This is a genomic window from Mycobacterium sp. 852013-51886_SCH5428379 (assembly GCF_001665575.1).
Taxonomy (GTDB): Bacteria; Actinomycetota; Actinomycetes; order Mycobacteriales; family Mycobacteriaceae; genus Mycobacterium.
The window spans coordinates 1-16,738 of sequence record NZ_LZSU01000015.1 but is presented as its reverse complement, the minus strand read 5'-3'; the positions used below and the strand labels follow the sequence as shown (position 1 = coordinate 16,738).

The 16,738-nt window shown below is 70.2% G+C and carries 14 protein-coding genes; 12 read left to right on the top strand and 2 right to left on the bottom strand.

Annotated features, from left to right (window positions below; all coding sequences use genetic code 11):
• Positions 1 to 34 precede the first annotated feature (34 nt).
• From A5757_RS05210 to A5757_RS05170, 9 genes are all read left to right on the top strand, one after another.
• A complete protein-coding gene (locus tag A5757_RS05210) occupies positions 35 to 1,042 on the top strand; it encodes an NAD-dependent epimerase/dehydratase family protein (RefSeq protein ID WP_082929324.1) in 1,008 nt (335 codons plus the stop codon).
• Positions 1,042 to 3,255, top strand: coding sequence for an acyl-CoA dehydrogenase family protein (locus A5757_RS05205; RefSeq protein ID WP_066829686.1), 2,214 nt, complete (start codon positions 1,042 to 1,044; stop codon positions 3,253 to 3,255). The genes A5757_RS05210 and A5757_RS05205 overlap by 1 nt, the downstream gene beginning before the upstream one ends.
• Before the next feature lie 15 nt (positions 3,256 to 3,270).
• On the top strand, positions 3,271 to 4,479 hold the full coding sequence (locus A5757_RS05200; protein WP_066829681.1) for a thiolase family protein: 1,209 nt from the start codon (positions 3,271 to 3,273) through the stop codon (positions 4,477 to 4,479).
• Positions 4,480 to 4,482: 3 nt separating this feature from the next.
• On the top strand, positions 4,483 to 4,905 hold the full coding sequence (locus A5757_RS05195; protein WP_066829679.1) for a Zn-ribbon domain-containing OB-fold protein: 423 nt from the start codon (positions 4,483 to 4,485) through the stop codon (positions 4,903 to 4,905).
• The gene (locus tag A5757_RS05190) at positions 4,902 to 5,315 is read left to right on the top strand and encodes a nuclear transport factor 2 family protein (protein WP_066829676.1); all 414 of its coding nucleotides are present in this window, start codon (positions 4,902 to 4,904) and stop codon (positions 5,313 to 5,315) included. Before A5757_RS05195 ends, A5757_RS05190 begins: the two co-directional genes overlap by 4 nt.
• The gene (locus A5757_RS05185) at positions 5,312 to 6,130 is read left to right on the top strand and encodes an SDR family oxidoreductase (RefSeq protein WP_066829674.1); all 819 of its coding nucleotides are present in this window, start codon (positions 5,312 to 5,314) and stop codon (positions 6,128 to 6,130) included. The genes A5757_RS05190 and A5757_RS05185 overlap by 4 nt, the downstream gene beginning before the upstream one ends.
• Before the next feature lie 100 nt (positions 6,131 to 6,230).
• Positions 6,231 to 8,288, top strand: a complete 2,058-nt coding sequence (locus tag A5757_RS05180) for a hypothetical protein (protein ID WP_066829671.1) — start codon at positions 6,231 to 6,233, stop codon at positions 8,286 to 8,288.
• Positions 8,285 to 10,762, top strand: a complete 2,478-nt coding sequence (locus A5757_RS05175) for a hypothetical protein (protein WP_066829668.1) — start codon at positions 8,285 to 8,287, stop codon at positions 10,760 to 10,762. The genes A5757_RS05180 and A5757_RS05175 overlap by 4 nt, the downstream gene beginning before the upstream one ends.
• Before the next feature lie 30 nt (positions 10,763 to 10,792).
• The gene (locus A5757_RS05170) at positions 10,793 to 11,950 is read left to right on the top strand and encodes a hypothetical protein (protein ID WP_066829666.1); all 1,158 of its coding nucleotides are present in this window, start codon (positions 10,793 to 10,795) and stop codon (positions 11,948 to 11,950) included.
• Positions 11,951 to 11,956: 6 nt separating this feature from the next.
• On the opposite strand, the gene A5757_RS05165 is transcribed toward A5757_RS05170, so the two are convergent.
• Positions 11,957 to 12,538 carry a TetR/AcrR family transcriptional regulator gene (locus A5757_RS05165; protein ID WP_066829663.1) on the bottom strand — a complete coding sequence of 194 codons (582 nt, stop codon included), beginning with the start codon at positions 12,536 to 12,538 and terminating at the stop codon, positions 11,957 to 11,959.
• Positions 12,539 to 12,606: 68 nt separating this feature from the next.
• Here A5757_RS05165 and A5757_RS05160 point away from each other — a divergent pair, with 68 nt between their 5' ends.
• The 3 genes from A5757_RS05160 to A5757_RS05150 are packed head-to-tail and all read left to right on the top strand — an operon-like array spanning position 12,607 to position 15,855.
• A complete protein-coding gene (locus A5757_RS05160; RefSeq protein WP_066829660.1) occupies positions 12,607 to 14,853 on the top strand; it encodes a molybdopterin-dependent oxidoreductase in 2,247 nt (748 codons plus the stop codon).
• A 12-nt stretch (positions 14,854 to 14,865) separates the two neighbouring features.
• A complete protein-coding gene (locus tag A5757_RS05155; protein WP_066829408.1) occupies positions 14,866 to 15,375 on the top strand; it encodes a pyridoxamine 5'-phosphate oxidase family protein in 510 nt (169 codons plus the stop codon).
• Entirely contained in the window at positions 15,376 to 15,855 is a 480-nt protein-coding gene (locus tag A5757_RS05150) for a nitroreductase family deazaflavin-dependent oxidoreductase (RefSeq protein ID WP_066829405.1), read from the top strand.
• Here A5757_RS05150 and A5757_RS05145 read toward each other — a convergent pair.
• Positions 15,833 to 16,660 carry a thioesterase family protein gene (locus A5757_RS05145; protein ID WP_066829402.1) on the bottom strand — a complete coding sequence of 276 codons (828 nt, stop codon included), beginning with the start codon at positions 16,658 to 16,660 and terminating at the stop codon, positions 15,833 to 15,835. The two genes, A5757_RS05150 and A5757_RS05145, sit on opposite strands and share 23 nt — an antisense overlap.
• Between the last annotated feature and the right edge of the window lie 78 nt (positions 16,661 to 16,738).

Sequence of the window (16,738 nt, the reverse complement as noted above, 5' to 3'; positions counted from 1 at the left end):
GATCGTCTCGCCAGTGATGGAGGCCGGGAGGGCCGTGGCCAAGAAGCTCGTCGTCGGAGCCAGCGGGTTCCTCGGTTCCCATGTCACCAAGCAGCTCGTGGCCGACGGCCATGACGTCCGGGTGCTGATCCGCCGGACGAGTTCGACGCGCGGTATCGACGGACTGCCGGTCGAACGCCACTACGGCGACATCTTCGACGAGGCCGCCCTGCGCGAGGCGATGGCGGGCTGCGACGTGGTCTTCTACTGCGTGGTCGACGCCCGGGCCTGGCTGCTCGACCCGGCGCCGCTGTGGCGCACCAATGTCGAGGGTCTGCGGCGGGTCCTCGACGTCGCGGCGGACGCCGATCTGTACCGGTTTGTGTTCACCAGCTCGATCGCCACCATCGGGCGGTCCACCGACGGGCCCGCCACCGAGGAGACGCCGCACAACTGGCTCGACCGCGCCGGTGATTACGTGCGCACCCGTGTCGACGCGGAGAACCTGGTGTTGCGGGCCTACCGCGAGCGGGCTCTGCCCGCCGTCGCGATGTGCGTGTCCAACACCTATGGTCCCGACGACTGGTTGCCCACCCCCCACGGTGCGCTGGTGTCGGCAGCGGTGCGCGGCAAGATGCCGTTCTACATCGACGGCGCCGAGTCGGAGGTCGTGGGTGTGGAGGACGCCGCCCGCGCGCTGGTCCTCGCCGGGGAGCACGGTCGTCCCGGTGAGCGCTACATCATCTCGGAGAGCTTCATGAGCGCCCGCAAGATCTACGAAGCAGCCTGTGGCGCCGTCGATGTCGCGCCGCCCCGCTACGGTGTGCCGATCGGCGTCCTGGCCGCCGCCGCGGCGCTCAACGCCCCGATCGCCCGGCTGCGCCGGCGCGACACCAAGCTGACGCCGCTGTCGATCCGGCTCATGCGCATCATGTCGCGGATGGACCACTCCAAAGCCGAACGTGAACTCGGCTGGCATCCGGCGCCCACCGCCGACGCGCTCGCCGACGCCGCTCGATTCTTCGTCTCACACCGCCGCCAGAGCGCAGGGGAGCGCCGCTGATGCCCATCGCCCTGACCCCCGAGCAGGAGCAGCTCGCCGACGCCGTCGCGGGCTTCGCCGCCCGGCACGCCCCCGTCGACAAGACGCGGGCCGCCGCCTCGGCGCTGGCCGCCGGAGACCTCCCGGGCTGGTGGGAGGAGTTCACCGGCAACGGCTTTCACGCCGTCCACCTCGCCGAGGACGTCGGCGGGCAGGGCGGCACCCTGACCGACGCGGCGTGCGTCGTGGAAGCCGCGTCACGCGCGCTGCTGCCCGGCCCGCTGCTGGCGACGGTCACCGCCGGAGCCGTCGCCGCGCTGGCCGCCGACTCGTCGGCCGACGCGCTGCTGACCGCGCTCGCCGCCGGCGAACCGGCTGCCGTGGTCACCGGCGACTTCACCGCCGTACGAACCGACGACGGGTGGCAGGTCAGCGGCGCCTCGGCGGTCACCCAGGCCGTCGGCGCCGCCACACGAGTCCTGCTGCGCGTCAACGACTCCGACGCCACCCGCTGGCTGGCCGTCGAGACGGGCGCCGACACCGTCACCGTCGAGGCGCTCGAGGGCACCGACCTCACGGTCGACACCGGCATCCTGCGCCTGAGCGACCATCCGCTTCCGGCGGCCGCGGAGCTGTGCGGAATCGACGAACTCCGGGCACGCTACGTGATCGCCGGGCTCACCGCCGCGGCTGCCGCGGGCATCCTGCAGTGGTGCGTCGGCGCCGTCACCGACCACCTGCGTACGCGGGAGCAGTTCGGCAGGCCGATCGGCGCGTTCCAGGCGCTGCAGCACCGCGCCGCCCAACTGCTCATCAGCAGCGAGCTCGCAACGTCGGCGGCGTGGGATGCGTTGCGCGCCGACACCGAATCGATCGAGCAGCATGGCATCGCGGCCGGGGGTGCGGTGCTGATGGCTGTCGCACCCGCCCCCGATCTCGTCCTCGACACCCTGACGATGTTCGGGGCCATCGGGTTCACCTGGGAACACGACCTGCACCTGTACTGGCGGCGGGCCACCGCGCTCGCCGCCTCCCTCGGCCCGATCACCGAGTGGAGCCGCCGCCTCGGCGAGCTCACCCGCGACGGGACGGCGCGCGACATGAGCGTCGACCTCGGGGACGCCGAGGCCGGGTTCCGACAGGACGTTGCCGAGATCCTCGACCGCGCAGCACAACTGCACAACGACCGACCCGGTAAGCAGGGCGACTACGACCACTTCGCGACCGGCCCGCAACGCACACTGATCGCCGAATCAGGGCTGCTCGCACCGCACTGGCCGGCGCCGTGGGGGCGAGGCGCGTCACCGCTGCAACAGTTGATCATCGACGAGGAGTTCTCCCGCAGGCCGGAGTTGGTGCGCCCGTCGCTCGGCATCCCCGAGTGGATCCTGCCGACGATCATCAGCGCGGGCACGCCCGAGATCCAGGAGCGGTTCATCCCGCCCACCCTGCGCGGCGAGATCGCCTGGTGCCAGCTGTTCAGCGAACCCGGCGCCGGCTCCGACCTCGCCGCCCTGTCGACCCGCGCCACCCGCGTCGACGGTGGTTGGCGCATCAACGGCCACAAGATCTGGACGTCATCGGCACACCGCTCGGATTACGGAGCGCTGCTGGCCCGCACGGATCCCGACGCGCCCAAACACCGTGGGATCGGCTACTTCATCGTCGACATGACCGCCGACGGCGTCGAGGTGCAGCCGATCCGGCAGGCGACCGGGGACGCCGAATTCAACGAGGTCTTCCTCGAGGACGTCTTCGTACCCGACGAACTGTTGCTCGGCGAGCCCACCGGCGGTTGGGGTCTGGCGATCGCGACGATGGCCCAGGAACGCGTGGCCATCGGCGCCTACGTGCACAACGACCGGGCGGGCGCGCTGCGCGCGTTGGCCACCGATCGCGGTCTCGAACAGCAGGCAGCGCTGCAGGCGCTCGGCGAGGTCGACGCCCACAGCAACGCCATCAAGGCGCTCGGCGTCCGCGAGACGCTGCGGTTGCTGGACGGCCAGAGCGCGGGTCCGGCGTCCAGCATCGCCAAGGTCGCCACCGCTGCGATGCTGCGCCGCACGTTCGCGGCGACGCTGCGGGTCGCCGGCGGCCTTGCGCTGACCCACGATTCCGAACCCGCCGTCGTCCGGCCCTATCTGCACCTACCCGCCGAACTGGTCGGCGGCGGAACGATGGAGATCCAGCTCAACATCATCGCGCAGATGGTCATGGGCCTACCCCGGAACTGAATCAGGAAGGCGAACATGGGATTACGCGGTGAGGCCGCAATCGTCGGCTATGTGGAGCTTCCGCCGGAGCGGATGAACAAGGCGACTCCGGCGCCGTTCACACTCGAACAGTGGGCCGAGCTGTCCGCCGCCGCACTCGACGACGCGGGTCTATCCGCCGAATCGGTGAACGGCATCGTGACCTCCCACCTCAGCGAATCCGAGATCTTCGTCCCGTCGACGGTCGCCGAATACCTCGGCGTCGACGCGAACTTCGCCGAGATGCTCGACCTCGGCGGCGCCAGCGCCGCCGGCATGGTGTGGCGCGCCGCCGCGGCGATCGAACTCGGACTGTGCGACGTCGTCCTGTGCGCACTGCCCGCGCGCTACATCACCCCCACCTCGGACAAGAAACCCCCGGTGCTCACCGACGCGGTGTTCTTCGGATCATCGAGCAACCAATACGGATCGCCCCAGGCCGAATTCGAGATCCCGTACGGCAATCTGGGCCAGAACGGTCCCTACGGTCAGGTCGCGCAGCGGTATGCGGCGGTCTACGGATACGACGAGCGCGCGATGGCCAAGATCGTCGTCGACCAGCGGGTCAACGCCAACCACACCGACGGCGCCATCTGGCGCGACAAACCCCTGACCATCGACGACGTACTGGCCAGCCCGGTCATCGCCGATCCGCTGCACATGCTCGAGATCGTGATGCCGTGCGTCGGCGGCGCGGCGGTCGTCGTGGCCAGCGCCGATATGGCCCGTAAGGCGAAGCGACGGCCGGTGTGGATCAAGGGGTTCGGCGAGCACGTGCCGTTCAAGACGCCCACCTACGCCAAAGACCTGCTGCAGACACCGATCATCAAGGCCGCCGATACGGCGTTCACGATGGCCGGTCTGGGCCGCGACGACATGGACATGGTGTCGATCTACGACTGCTACACCATCACCGTGCTGCTCAGCCTCGAAGACGCCGGATTCTGCGAGAAGGGAAAGGGGATGGCGTTCGTCAGCGACCACGACCTGACTTTCCGCGGCGATTTCCCGCTCAACACCGCGGGCGGTCAACTCGGGTTCGGCCAGGCCGGGCTCGCGGGCGGGATGCATCACGTCTGCGACGCCACCCGTCAGATCATGGGCCGCGCCGGCGCGGCCCAGGTCGCGGACTGCAACCGCGCGTTCGTCTCGGGCAACGGCGGCATCCTGTCCGAGCAGACCACGCTGATCCTGGAGGGGGACTGACCGGTGACCACCTTCGAACGGCCCATGCCCGTCAAGACGCCGACCACCGCACCGTTCTGGGATGCGTTGCGCGAACACAAGATCCGCATCCAGTACTCCCCGTCCTCGGATGCCTACGTGTTCTATCCGCGGGTACGGGCGCCCCGCACGCTGGCCGACGACCTGGAATGGCGCGAGATCTCCGGCCGGGGGACGCTGTACTCGTTCACCGTGGCGCGCCGTCCGGTCGGACCGCATTTCGCCGACGCGGTACCGCAGCTGCTCGCGATCGTGGAATGGGACGAGGGGCCACGGTTCTCCACCGAACTGGTCAACGTCGCCCCCGAAGACATCCGGGTGGGCATGCCGGTCCGGCCGGTATTCGTCGACTACCCGGACCACGACGTCACGATGTTGCGCTACGAGCCGGATGGAGACACCCGATGACCGACCGCGAGGACCGCCAGGACATCACCGACGTCCTGCTCCGCTACGCCACCGGCATCGACCGCCGGGACTGGGCGCTGTTCCGGACCGTCTTCACCGAGGACTGCGTCATGGAGTACGGCGAGATCGGCACCTGGAACGGCGTCGACGCCGTCGCCGAGTTCATGGAGCAGTCGCACGGTATGGCCGGCCACACCCTGCACCGGCTGAGCAACGTCACGATCACGGTGACCGGTGACAGCGCCACCGCCCGGACGTACGTCGATGCCCTGATCCTGGCTCCGAACAACACTTCCGGGGTGAACGCCGTCGGGTTCTACGACGACGACCTGGTCCGCACCGATGCCGGCTGGCGGGTCAGGCACCGCCGGTTCACCGCCGTCCGGATGGGGACGGTCGGCGGCGCGTGAACGTCGCGCACAAGTACGGACCGTGGGCCGTGGTGGCCGGCGCCTCCGACGGGGTGGGGGCCGGCTTCGCCGAGCGGATCGCCGCGCAGGGGGTCAATGTGGTGCTGGTGGCGCGCAGACCGGCGGTGCTCGACGACGTGGCCGCAGGAATCCGGGACCGCACCGGCGTCCACACCCGCACGCTGGCCGTCGATCTCACCGAACCCGACGCCGCAACCCGGATCGCCACCGTCACCGACGATCTCGAAGTCGGGATGCTGGTGTACTGCGCGGGCGCGGACCCGACGTTCGCACCGTTCCTCAGCCAACCCGTCGAGGCGGCCGAGGCCATGGTGCAGCGCAACTGTGTGACGCCGATGCGGCTGTGCCACCATCTCGCGCCCGCCATGGTCGACCGCGGCCGCGGCGGCATCGTGATCTTCGGGTCCGGGGCAGGCCTGGCCGGTGGTCCCAACATGGTGGCCTACGGCGCCAGCAAGGCCTTCGACATGGTGTTCGCCGAGGCGCTGTGGTCCGAACTGCACGGCAGCGGTGTCGACGTCCTCGGCCTGATCCTGGGCAAGACCGACACCCCCGCGCTGCGTGCGCTCGAGCACAACCGCGGCCAGATCGCCTCGCTCGACGAGGTTCCCCCGGGTGCGACGGCGGTTGCGGACGTGCTCGACGAGGCGTTCGCCAATCTCGCCAACGGGCCCACCTGGATCGTCGGCGAGGACATGCGGGCGGCGACGCAGATGATGGGCTCGATCAGCCGCAGTGACGCCGTGCGGTTCATCGCGCAGGCCTCAGCCGCCGCCATGGGCCCGGATTCCTGAGCCAGACCCGGTACAGACCTGCATTTCGTCCGTATCGGTGGATAATTCGCGGGGTCCGATGGTGGAATCGGGAGATGCGCGAGAGCGGGGGTGAGGTCGGGTGACCGAACCGCACCACGCCGACGACGATCCCCGGTTGCGCGCGCTCCTGGAGTGGCGTGAGCGGCTGATCGACTCCGGCGCGGTGTCGGCCCGCAGTTTCAAGGAGGCCCATCTGCGGCTGGTGCTGCGGTCCGGGCGCACCGACGTCGACCAGATCCGAGCGATGCTGCCCGGATCGGTGTCCGAACACGCCGAGGACATGGCCCGCGTACTGACCGGGTTGCCGCCCGGCCCCGAGGACTCCGTCGAGCCGGGCCGACACCGGGTGGCCGATCCCGAATCCGTCGCCCCCGCCGAAATAGCGGCGCCCACCGAGCCGGCCGAGGACGCTTTCGCACCCTACGGGGCGGCCGCGGCGGAGACGGCCCTGCACAGCGCCACCCTGCACAGCGTCACCCTGCACCGGCGCCGCGACACCGGGGCGCTGGAACTGCGTTGGCCCCCGGTCGAGCAAACCGCGGTGGATTCCGGGGCGGATTCCGAAGCCGCCGTGGTGCTCTACCGCCTCGTCAGCGCCGAGGACAGCCCACCGTCCTCGCCCGACGAGGCTGATCTGATCGCCGTCACCACCGCGACCAGCGCCGTCGACGACCGAGCGCCGGTGGCCGCGGTGCGTCACTTCCAGGTGTGGGTCAACGCCGGTCCGTCGCATGCCGAAGCGGTTGCCGCCCAACCGATTCTGCACGCCGCGGGCGTGCTCATCAGCCGCGTCACGGACCTCACGTTGCGCGAGGACTCCGGCCGGGTCATCGGCCAGTACCGCGTGCCGCCCGGCGTGGACGCCGTCTACGTCTATCGCGTGCCCGCGCACGAGGCGCACCGCGACGGACCTCAGTTCCGGATCCTGGCCGGGCAGGACAACCTCACCGGGTTCGTGGACGTCGACGTCGAACGCGGGCACGGGTACGTCTACCGGGTGCGGTGCGCGGCGCCGGTCGACGACGTCCTGCGGTTATCCGAACCCGTGACCGGTGAGGTGGCGATCTCCGCCGTGCTCGCGCCGGTCACCGACCTGACGATCACCGGATCGAGCGCCGACGGCACCGTCCTGGATCTGGCCTGGACCACCCCGCCCGGCGGCCGGGTCGTGGTCTTCCGGTCGCCGACCGGCCCGGCTCCGGGCACCGAGGACGCCGAACTCCCCGAGGACGCGCTCGACCAGGTCGGCCTTACCCCGGATCTGCTGTTGGCACAACCGGTCTCGGATCAGCAGGAGCAGGACGGAACGATCCGCACCGCCATGCCCGCCGTCGCCTGGCCCGACGGGTGGAGCCGGGCGTACTTCACCCCGGTCACTCTCATCGGCGGACAGGCGATGCTGGGCAAGACCTTCGCCACCGTGCGCACCGGCGTGATCCGCGACATCGAACTCGCCGAGTACTGCAACAAGCAGGTGCTCACCTTCGACTGGCCCGACGGTGCCGCGTCGGTGGTCGTCTTCCTCGCGCCGCGCGGACACGATCCGCGCGACGGGCTGGGCCACGGGGAGTGGGCCGGCCAGTCCTACGAGATCACCCTCGAGGAGTACGAGCGCTACGGCGGGCTGCAATTGTCCGGTCAGCTTCCCGTGCACGGCTGTTCGCTGCATCTGGCGCCCGTCGCCTTCACCGGCGGTAAGCGGGTGATGGGCGCGATCGCCAGCGTCGATTACCAGGGGCTGCTGCGCCTGCAGTACGCGGTGCGGGTCGGCCGCGACCCCGACGGGCGGCCGTTCAGCGCGACCATCGCCGTGCGCTCCGAATACGATCTGCCCGGCTCACCGGCTTTCGTGCTCGTGAACAATCCACAGCGGATTCCGTTGAGCCTGCACGACGGTGAACTGGTCGACGTCGCACCGCTCAACGAACAGGGCCAGCTCGCCGCGGCCCCGTCCAAGGAGCTGCGCTGGTCGCAGCTGACCACCACCGGGGCCAGCGAACTGTGGGCGGCCAACGTGCGCAACCGGCGAGGCTGGATCCGGTTGTTCGTCAACACCTCCGCACCGGAGAGCCTGCGATTGATCGCGCTGCTCGACCCACCGGTGGACCACCTGCGCCTGACCCCGGTGGGCCCATGACGGCACGCTACGGCCAGCTCAGCTACACCTCCTTCGAGACGGCACAACACATGGGCGGCTGGCAGGTCAAGGAGACCTCCGCCGACCTCACCGCCGAGGAGATCCGCGTGCTGACCGCCGGCGTGCGCACGGTGTTCCGGCCGGCCCGACCGCTGCCGGCCTATCCGACCGGCGAGCAACTCGAAAGCGGTCCGCGCCGACTTGCCTACGGGCGGCTGGACCGTCAGCGGGCCGGTTACTGGCACACCGTGCCGGCCGGTTCGGACAGCACGGGACGGCCGGGCAACGTCTTCGCGCACGCGATGCTCGACCGGCGGGCCGGGGACCGTGCGGCGCGACCCATCCAATGGTGGCGGTCGTCGCAGTGGCTGCGGCCCTACGGTGCGCCGGCCGTCGGGAGCGCGGCGCTTCCCCCGACACCGCCCGCCCCGGGTACGGCGGTGACCCCCACCAGCGTGGTCGATTTCGCACTCGATCCGGGCACCTGGCGGCTGACCACACTGTTCGGTCTGCTCGACGCTGTCGTGGCGGCGCTGGCCGGCGGACCACCGGTGGTGCTCGGTACGGAGTCGGCGGATTCGGCGGCCCAGTGGATCGGTCTAGTGAGCTACCTGATGTCACCGGGAACCGCTGCGACGCTCAACTTCTCGACGTTCGACCGCGCCGACCAGCTGACGTTGGCGCGGCAGAGTCGCCAGCACCTCACCGCGGTGCCGATCGAGGACTTCGACGAACTGCCCGAGGACGTCGTCGCGATCGATGAAACGGGCACCCTCTCGCTCGGCGAGCTCGGGCGCGAACCGCACCGGACGGCCGACGGCCGGACCATCGAGGTGACGCCCTGGTCGGCCATGGCTCAGGTGGTGCTGCTCGACGCCGACTCCGCGCACCGGGTCCTCGAGGACATCGACCACTACGCCGCGCAGGTCGCCGATGTCGGGCTGCATCCCGCCTGGCCGATGGCGATGTCGGTGGCGCACTGCGACAGCTTCGCCGATGCGCTGATGGAAGCGCACACGGTGATCGCGGCCCATTCGCCTTGGGCGGCCAACGATTCGGTGGTGGCCCGCACCATCGCCGAGGTCATGCGCACCACGGTCGGCACCACCACCGAAGACGCCTGGCACGCGGTACAGGACATGCCCGCCGGTCCGGCGGCCGACCTCGCGGCCGTCACCTACCTGTGCCGTGCGCTGGCCGACGAAGAGTGGCTCACGCGACCGGGCCCGATCCACGTGTGCGAGGGACGGTTCGAACGCCACACCGTGCCCACCGAACTGCACGCGGCGATCGGTGCGGCGGTGTCGTCGGCGGCCGACCCCGAGCGGTTGCTGCGGCTGGCGGACCTGCTGCTGCGCGCCGGGATCCGCGACGACAGGGTCACAGCGGCACTGGCCGCCGAGGTGGTGCCGCAGCTCACCGGCGCCGAGGCGGTGGATCGTCTCGGCGCGGAGGTCGGGGCGTCCGCCCGGCGGGCACTGGCGACGGTGATGCTGCGGCGGAACGTCGAAACCGGTGCGGAGCCACCCGTTCCCGCGGTGCTGAAGTGGCTGGCCGAGGGCCTGAAAACCCCCGAGCCGGAACAGGTATCGCGTTCCGAGCCATGGGACGACGTCTGGACGCGCGCCGCCCTGCGCGGCCTGCAGCTCGACCGCGGTGACGAGCAGAACGCGGCCGACCGATGGCTGCGGCTGTGGTGGCTGCGGGTCAGCGGAGCGCCGTCCTACGCCGACGTGGCCGGGGCGTCGGTGTGGCGACCCGAGGAACTTCTCCACGCCGCGGGCGATTCCGCGTTGCCGGGGGCCGCCGTGGTTCGGACGTTGGTGGGATCGCCGCACTCACCCGAACTGGAGCGGCTGTCGCGAACAGTGCTGGCCGCCAACACCGATGACACGGCCGTCGCCTGCGCAGCCGTGCGCACCTTCGATCCGCGGACGTGGATCGAGCACGGCTACACCGCCAGTCACCAGTCCGCGTACACACCGCTGTGGGAGAGCGCCGTCGCCACCGTCGGCCGCGCCGACCTGCACCGCGACTTCGCGGTGCGGCTGGTGACACTGGCCGCGATCGCCGCCATCGCGGGCCGGCCCTATCCGCCGGTGTGCACGGCCCTGGCCTCCGACGTCGCCGTCGCCGGCGAGGCGTTCGGTCAGCTGGCCGCGCTGGTGGACCAGTACGTTCTGAGCCCGGTGTCGCTGCTGGCCGTCGTCGCGGTGCGGTGGAGCCAGTCCGGGGAGGAGTTCGACGTGGTCTTCGACGGCGTCGAGGATCTGCTGTGGCAGGTGGCCCGGCACGTCCTGCGCACCCACAGCCCCGAGACGCTCGACCTGACCGCGATCGCAATGGCCATGGGACAGTTGACCGGTGACTTCGGCGATGGCGGGATGCGGCGCCACCACCGGACCGTGCAGAAGCTGATGGCCCGCCGCCGCGAGCAGACCGTGCCGATCGCCAGGACCCGGTGGACCCAATGACCCGGTGGACCCAATGACCCGGCGGACCCAATGACAAAGTGCCCGCGCTGTTTCTCCGTGCTGGACCCGAACCAGTACCTGTGGTCGCTGCCTCCGCACGCCGGCGGGACGCGCTACCGCGACGATGTGGCGTCGGCGTTCCTCGGCGCGCCCGCCGACTCCGCAGCGCTCTACACCTGGGCCAGGCCTGCGGGCTACACCGGTCCACCGCCACCGATCGGTGAGGCCAGCCAGGCGCTGCAGGGCCCGGCCGTGGAGATCTGCCCGGTGTGCCACTTCCTGCTGCCCGACGAGTGGCGCAACGGACACGCCATCTGCATCGCGATGGCAGGGGCGCGGGCCACCGGCAAGAGCCTCTACATCGGCGTGCTGGTCAAACAGCTCGAGTTGCTGTGCGAACGGCTCGGGGTCTCGATGCAACCGGTGACCCGCGCGACGGCCGTCGCGTATTCGATGACCTACGAGAACCCGCTCTACGTGCAACGCGGACTGGTGCCGCCGACCCCGACCGTGCAGACCCAGGCGTCCCACCAGCGCGAACCGCTGATCTACGGCCTCGGGATGTGGCACGGGGTGCGCCGCTATCTCGTGCTGCGCGACGTCGCCGGTGAGGACATGGAGTCCGGCGACCTCTACGCCCCGCCGTTCCGGTTCTTCGCCAATGCCGACGCGGTCTTCTTCATGTTCGATCCCCTACGGATCCAGGGCATTCGGGACCAACTGCACGATCTGCTGCCCGCCCAGGCGTTCGGCGGTGGTGATCCGCGGGCGGTGCTCAACAACGTGCTGCACGCCGTCGGCAGCGGGCAACCGAAGCTCGCGGTGATCCTGTCGAAGTTCGACGCGCTGCGGGTGCTGCGCGATGTCGAGGACAGCGAGTGGAGCCTGATCATGTCCAACGCCGGCGCAGCGTATCTGCGCGATCCGTCCGACAGTCCGCAGTACGACGAAACGGAAGGTCAACTGCTGCACGAGGAAGTGCGCAGCCTGCTCGCCCGGCTGCACGGCGGGTCGATGATCGCGGCCGTCGAGAACCCCTCGACCGGAGCGCGGCTGGCGCACCGGTACTTCGCCGTCTCGGCGCTCGGTGCGCCGCCGAGCGGCAACCGACTGCACTCGCGGGGGATTGCACCGTTTCGCACCGTCGACCCGGTGCGCTGGGTCACCTCGGCGTTCGGGGTGCTCTAAGCGTCGTCAGGCCAGCACGCCGCGCAACACCAGCTCGGCCAGCTCGGTGGCGGCGCGGTCGACGTCGCGGATCCGCCGCACGCACACGGCGTACCAGGCGCCGCCGGCGATGACGTCCATCACCGTGTCGGCGCTGATGTCCGGACGTGCGGTGCCCGCGTCCACCGCACCTGCCATCCGGGCGGCGAGGTCCTTGCGGGCAGCCGCCTCCAGCCGGTCGCTCAGCACCCGACGTGCGCCGCGGTCGCCGCGTAAGTCGTTGAGCAGACCGGGAATCGCCTCCCGGACCGCGGCGTCGCCGTACATCCGCAGCGCGCCGTGGCACAGCCGGGTGATCTCGGCGCTGAAGTTCTCCGCGGGTGCCTCCGGACCCAGATCCGGGAACAGCGCCTCGTGGACGAGTTCGGCCTTGGAATTCCACCGCCGGTAGACCGCGGGCCGGCTCACCCCGGCGGTGGCGGCGATCAGATCGATGGTCGTCGCGGCGTAACCGCGGTCGACGAGCAGCCGCCGCGCGGCGGCGAGCACCGCCGCATCGATCGCCGGATCGCGGCGCGATCCGTGCCTGCGCCGTTCCGCCGTCGCCATTCCGCCCCCTCCGCCGGCCATTGTCGATACAGTCTGTCACGACAACTTGGCACGACAAAGGGGCCACGATGACTGTCGACCTACCGCTCGCCGGCCCCGGTGAAGACGGCCGTCACCTCTACACCTGCCCACTGTGCGAGGCCATGTGCGGCCTGGACATCGAGGTGCGCGACGGCCGCGTCGCCGGGATCCGCGGCAACCGCGACGACGTATGGAGCCACGGCCACCTCTGCCCCAAGGGCGCGACGCTCGGCGCGGTCCACGAAGACCCGGACCGCATCCGGCAGCCGATGGTGAAGGTCGACGGCCAGTGGTACGAGGTCAGCTGGGACGTCGCGCTGCGGCGCTGCACCGAACTGATCGCGCCCGTGATCGAGCGCTACGGCATCGGCGCCGTCACCGCCTACGTGGGGAACCCACTGGCACACGGCTTTTCGCTGGCCCGTTACTCGGGCGTGCTGCTCGGCATGTCCGGGATGCCCATCACCTACTCGCCCGGCACCGTGGACCAGTGGCCGAAGAACCTGTCGTCGCACCTGATGTACGGCGGCTGGTGGACGTTCCCGGTGCCCGACATCGAACGCACCGATCTGTTCGTCGTGATGGGCGCCAACCCCGCCGCGTCCCAGGGATCCCTGCTGGCCGCACCCGACGTGATGGGCATCATCGACCGCATCCGGCAGCGCGGCAGGGTGATCGTCGTCGACCCGGTGCGCACCGCGACCGCCGCCCGCGCCGACGAATGGCTGGCGATCACCCCCGGCACCGACGCCGCGTTCCTGCTGGCGATCGTGCACACGCTGTTCGCCGAGGATCTGGTGTCGCTGGGCGCAGTCGCCGATCACCTCGACGGGGTCGACACGATGCGCGCTGTTGCAGCCGACTGGTCACCCGACCGCGTCGCGACCGCCACCGGCATCCCCGCCGACCGCATCCGTGCACTGGCGCGCGAACTCGCCGCGACCGAGCGCGCCGTCGTCTACGGCCGAATCGGGTTGTGCAACCAGGAGTTCGGCAGCCTGGCCAGCTGGCTGGTCGACGTGGTGAACATCCTGACCGGACACTTCGACGCCCCCGGCGGAGCGATGTTCCCGCGCGCGGCGGCGTGGTCGGTCACCGTGCAACCCCAACCCGGCCTGGAGGACGGCGCCGCCGAGTTCGGCCGCTTCCGCACGCGGGTGCGCGGCGCGAAGGAGGTCCTCGGCCAGGTGCCGGTGTCGTGTCTGGCCGAGGAGATCGCCACCCCGGGCGACGGCCAGATCAAGGCGCTCATCACCATCGCCGGCAATCCCGTGCTCTCCACACCGGCCGGGCACCGCCTCGACGAGGCGCTACCGGAACTGGAGGCGATGATCGCCGTCGACCTCTGGCTCAACGAGACCACGCGGCACGCCGACGTCATCCTGCCGGGGCTCTCCCCGCTCGAACAGCCGCATCACGACGACCTGATCCTCAACTTCGCCATCAACAGCGTCGCCAACTACTCCACACCGGTGTTCGCCCCCGAGGACCCGGACCGTCCGCACGAATGGGAGCTGCTGATCCGGCTGACCGGGCTGCTCACCGGAACCCCCGCCGAGGACGTCGACGTCGCCGCGATCGACGACGGCTTCTTCGACTACCTGGCCTTCACCCAGGGCCTCGACGGCGCCGCGATCCGCGCGCAGTACGAGCACGGCGGCCCCGAGCGGATCCTCGACCTGACGCTGCGCACCGGACCGTTCGGCGACCGCTACGGGGAACGCCCCGACGGCCTCACCCTCGCCAAACTCAAAACCGAACCCAACGGGATCAACTTCGGGCCGATGGTGCCGCAGGTACCCGAGATCCTCGGGACCGCGGACCACCGCATCCGGCTGGCGCCGCAGTATCTGCTCGACGATCTGCCCCGTCTTGCCGCCCGCCTGGACCGGGATGCCGACGGCCTCGTCCTGGTCAGCCGTCGGCATCTGCGGTCCAACAACTCGTGGCTGCACAACGTCGCACCGCTGATGAAGGGGCGCGACCGCTGCACGCTGCTGATGCACCGCATCGACGCGCAACACTGCCGGGTCGGCGACGGCGATACCGTCACCGTCACCTCCAGCAGCGGCAGCATCGAGGTGCCGGTCGAGGTGACCGAGGCGATCAAGCCGGGGGTGGTGTCCATGCCGCACGGCTGGGGCCACAACCGGCCCGGCACCCGCATGACGGTGGCGAACGCGTCGCCGGGGGTGAACACCAACATCCTGTCCCCGCCGACGTTCCTCGACGAACCGTCGGGCAACGGCGCCCTCAACGGCATACCGGTGACCGTGACGCCCGTGCGGGCCTGATAGGCATACAGCGTGGGTAAGAACGAGCGCGCCAAGATCGTCATGTCCGACGACGAGATCGCCGAATTCATCGAACGCAGCCGCACCGCCACCATGGCCACCGTAATGCCCAGTGGCAGACCGCATCTGGTGGCGATGTGGTACGCCGTCATCGACGGGGAGATCTGGTTCGAGACCAAGGCCAAATCGCAGAAGGCGGTGAACCTGCGTCGCGACCCCACCGTCACGGTGATGATCGAGGACGGCCTGACCTACAACACGCTGCGCGGCGTCTCGATCGACGGCCGCGCGGAGATCGTCGACGCCGACCCCGATCTGCTTCTGCGCGTGGGCATCAGCGTGTGGGAGCGGTACACGGGGCCCTACACCGACGAGATGAAACCGTTCGTCGATCAGATGATGAACAACCGGATCGCGGTGCGCGTCGTGCCCGAGCGGACGCGCAGCTGGGATCACCGCAAGCTCGGTATGCCCGAGATGCCGGTCGGCGGAACGACCGCGCAGTACCTGGGGCAGGCGTAGATGTCGCCGCAGGAGCGCCCGAAGCAGCTCGATTCGCCGGTGCTGCCCAAGATCTTCAAGTACGCCGGTAGGACGCACGTGTGGGTGTACCGCCGCACCGGCGGACGCATCGGCGGCAAGTGGCGCATCGGCGCAGGCTTCCGCAAGCCGGTGCCGACGATGCTGCTCGAGCACCGGGGCCGTAAGTCCGGCAAGGTGTTCGTGACGCCGCTGTTGTACATGCGCGACGGCGCCGACGTGGTGATCGTCGCCTCGCAGGGCGGCCGTAAAGAACACCCCCAGTGGTACCGCAATTTGGTCGCCAACCCCGACACCTTCATGGAGATCGGCAGCGAGCGCAGCGCCGTGCGTGCTGTCGTCGCCGGACCCGAGGAACGGGCCCGGCTCTGGCCGCGGCTGGTCGAGGTCTACGCCGACTTCGCCAACTACCAGAGCTGGACCGAGCGGGAGATCCCGGTCATCGTCCTGACGCCGCGCTGATCCCGCGCGGCGCGAAGCCGGGATTGGCCAGGGCCGTCGCGGTGGCGTTGCCGATCGGGCCGCGCCGGTCGAACATGACCGCCGTGCCGGTCGCGATCCCGTCATGGCTGTAATGAGTGAGCGCCGTCAGCCCGAGGTGCGGACCGTCGGGCAGCCGGCTCAGCGACACCGTGTAGTCGGCGTTGATGAACGGCAGGCCGGTCGAGCCGAAGTTCGTCAGTGAGCTCGCGTAGTCCCCGGCCAGGGCCACTCGGCTGAACGGGGTCGCCGTCGTGCCGGCGACCACCGGGGTGGCGTCCCGCAGCCACACTGATTTCGGCCCGGGTTGCTGCCAGCCGCTCAGATCCGTGGCGGGCGGGACGGATCGCGCGTCGCCGCCGAACACCCAGAGCAGGAACGACCGCTCGGCGGCGTCCGCCGGATCGGTCGGCAGCGGGGGCATGTCGATGTCGGAGGTCCACGCATCGTCGAGCGGCTGCGCACCCCGACGGAGGAACAACGTGTTCGCGCGGGACACCACGACGTCGTCCTGAATCAGTTCGGCGTCGAGCAGGCACAGCCGCCGCCCCTGGCGCACCACCCGGGTCCGGCCGTGGATCGGCCCCATCGCGACCGGACGCATCAGGTCGACGGTGAACCGGGCCGGCTGGAACTCCGGGTCCTGCGGGGCGTCACGTTCCGCGAGATGGCCCAGCAGTCCGCCGACGTAGTTACCGCTGACGGACTGACCCCACGGACCGCGGGCCAGGGGATCGGGGACGAAGACTTCGCCGTCGGGGTGGAAGTACGCGGTGGCAGCGGTCACCGGTTTCTCCTATGTCAAGCCGCTGCCGTTTGGCAAGGCTTTGCTCGGTTGTTGTGGTCGGTGTGGAGGTGTCCGAAT

Coding starts and splice junctions, on each gene's coding strand:
- A5757_RS05205 (WP_066829686.1), top strand. CDS start 1,042: ATGCCCATCGCCCTGACCCCCGAGCAGGAGCAGCTCGCCGACGCCGTC.
- A5757_RS05165 (WP_066829663.1), bottom strand. CDS start 12,538: ATGGCGACGGCGGAACGGCGCAGGCACGGATCGCGCCGCGATCCGGCG.
- A5757_RS05175 (WP_066829668.1), top strand. CDS start 8,285: ATGACGGCACGCTACGGCCAGCTCAGCTACACCTCCTTCGAGACGGCA.
- A5757_RS05160 (WP_066829660.1), top strand. CDS start 12,607: ATGACTGTCGACCTACCGCTCGCCGGCCCCGGTGAAGACGGCCGTCAC.
- A5757_RS05200 (WP_066829681.1), top strand. CDS start 3,271: ATGGGATTACGCGGTGAGGCCGCAATCGTCGGCTATGTGGAGCTTCCG.
- A5757_RS05190 (WP_066829676.1), top strand. CDS start 4,902: ATGACCGACCGCGAGGACCGCCAGGACATCACCGACGTCCTGCTCCGC.
- A5757_RS05150 (WP_066829405.1), top strand. CDS start 15,376: ATGTCGCCGCAGGAGCGCCCGAAGCAGCTCGATTCGCCGGTGCTGCCC.
- A5757_RS05170 (WP_066829666.1), top strand. CDS start 10,793: ATGACAAAGTGCCCGCGCTGTTTCTCCGTGCTGGACCCGAACCAGTAC.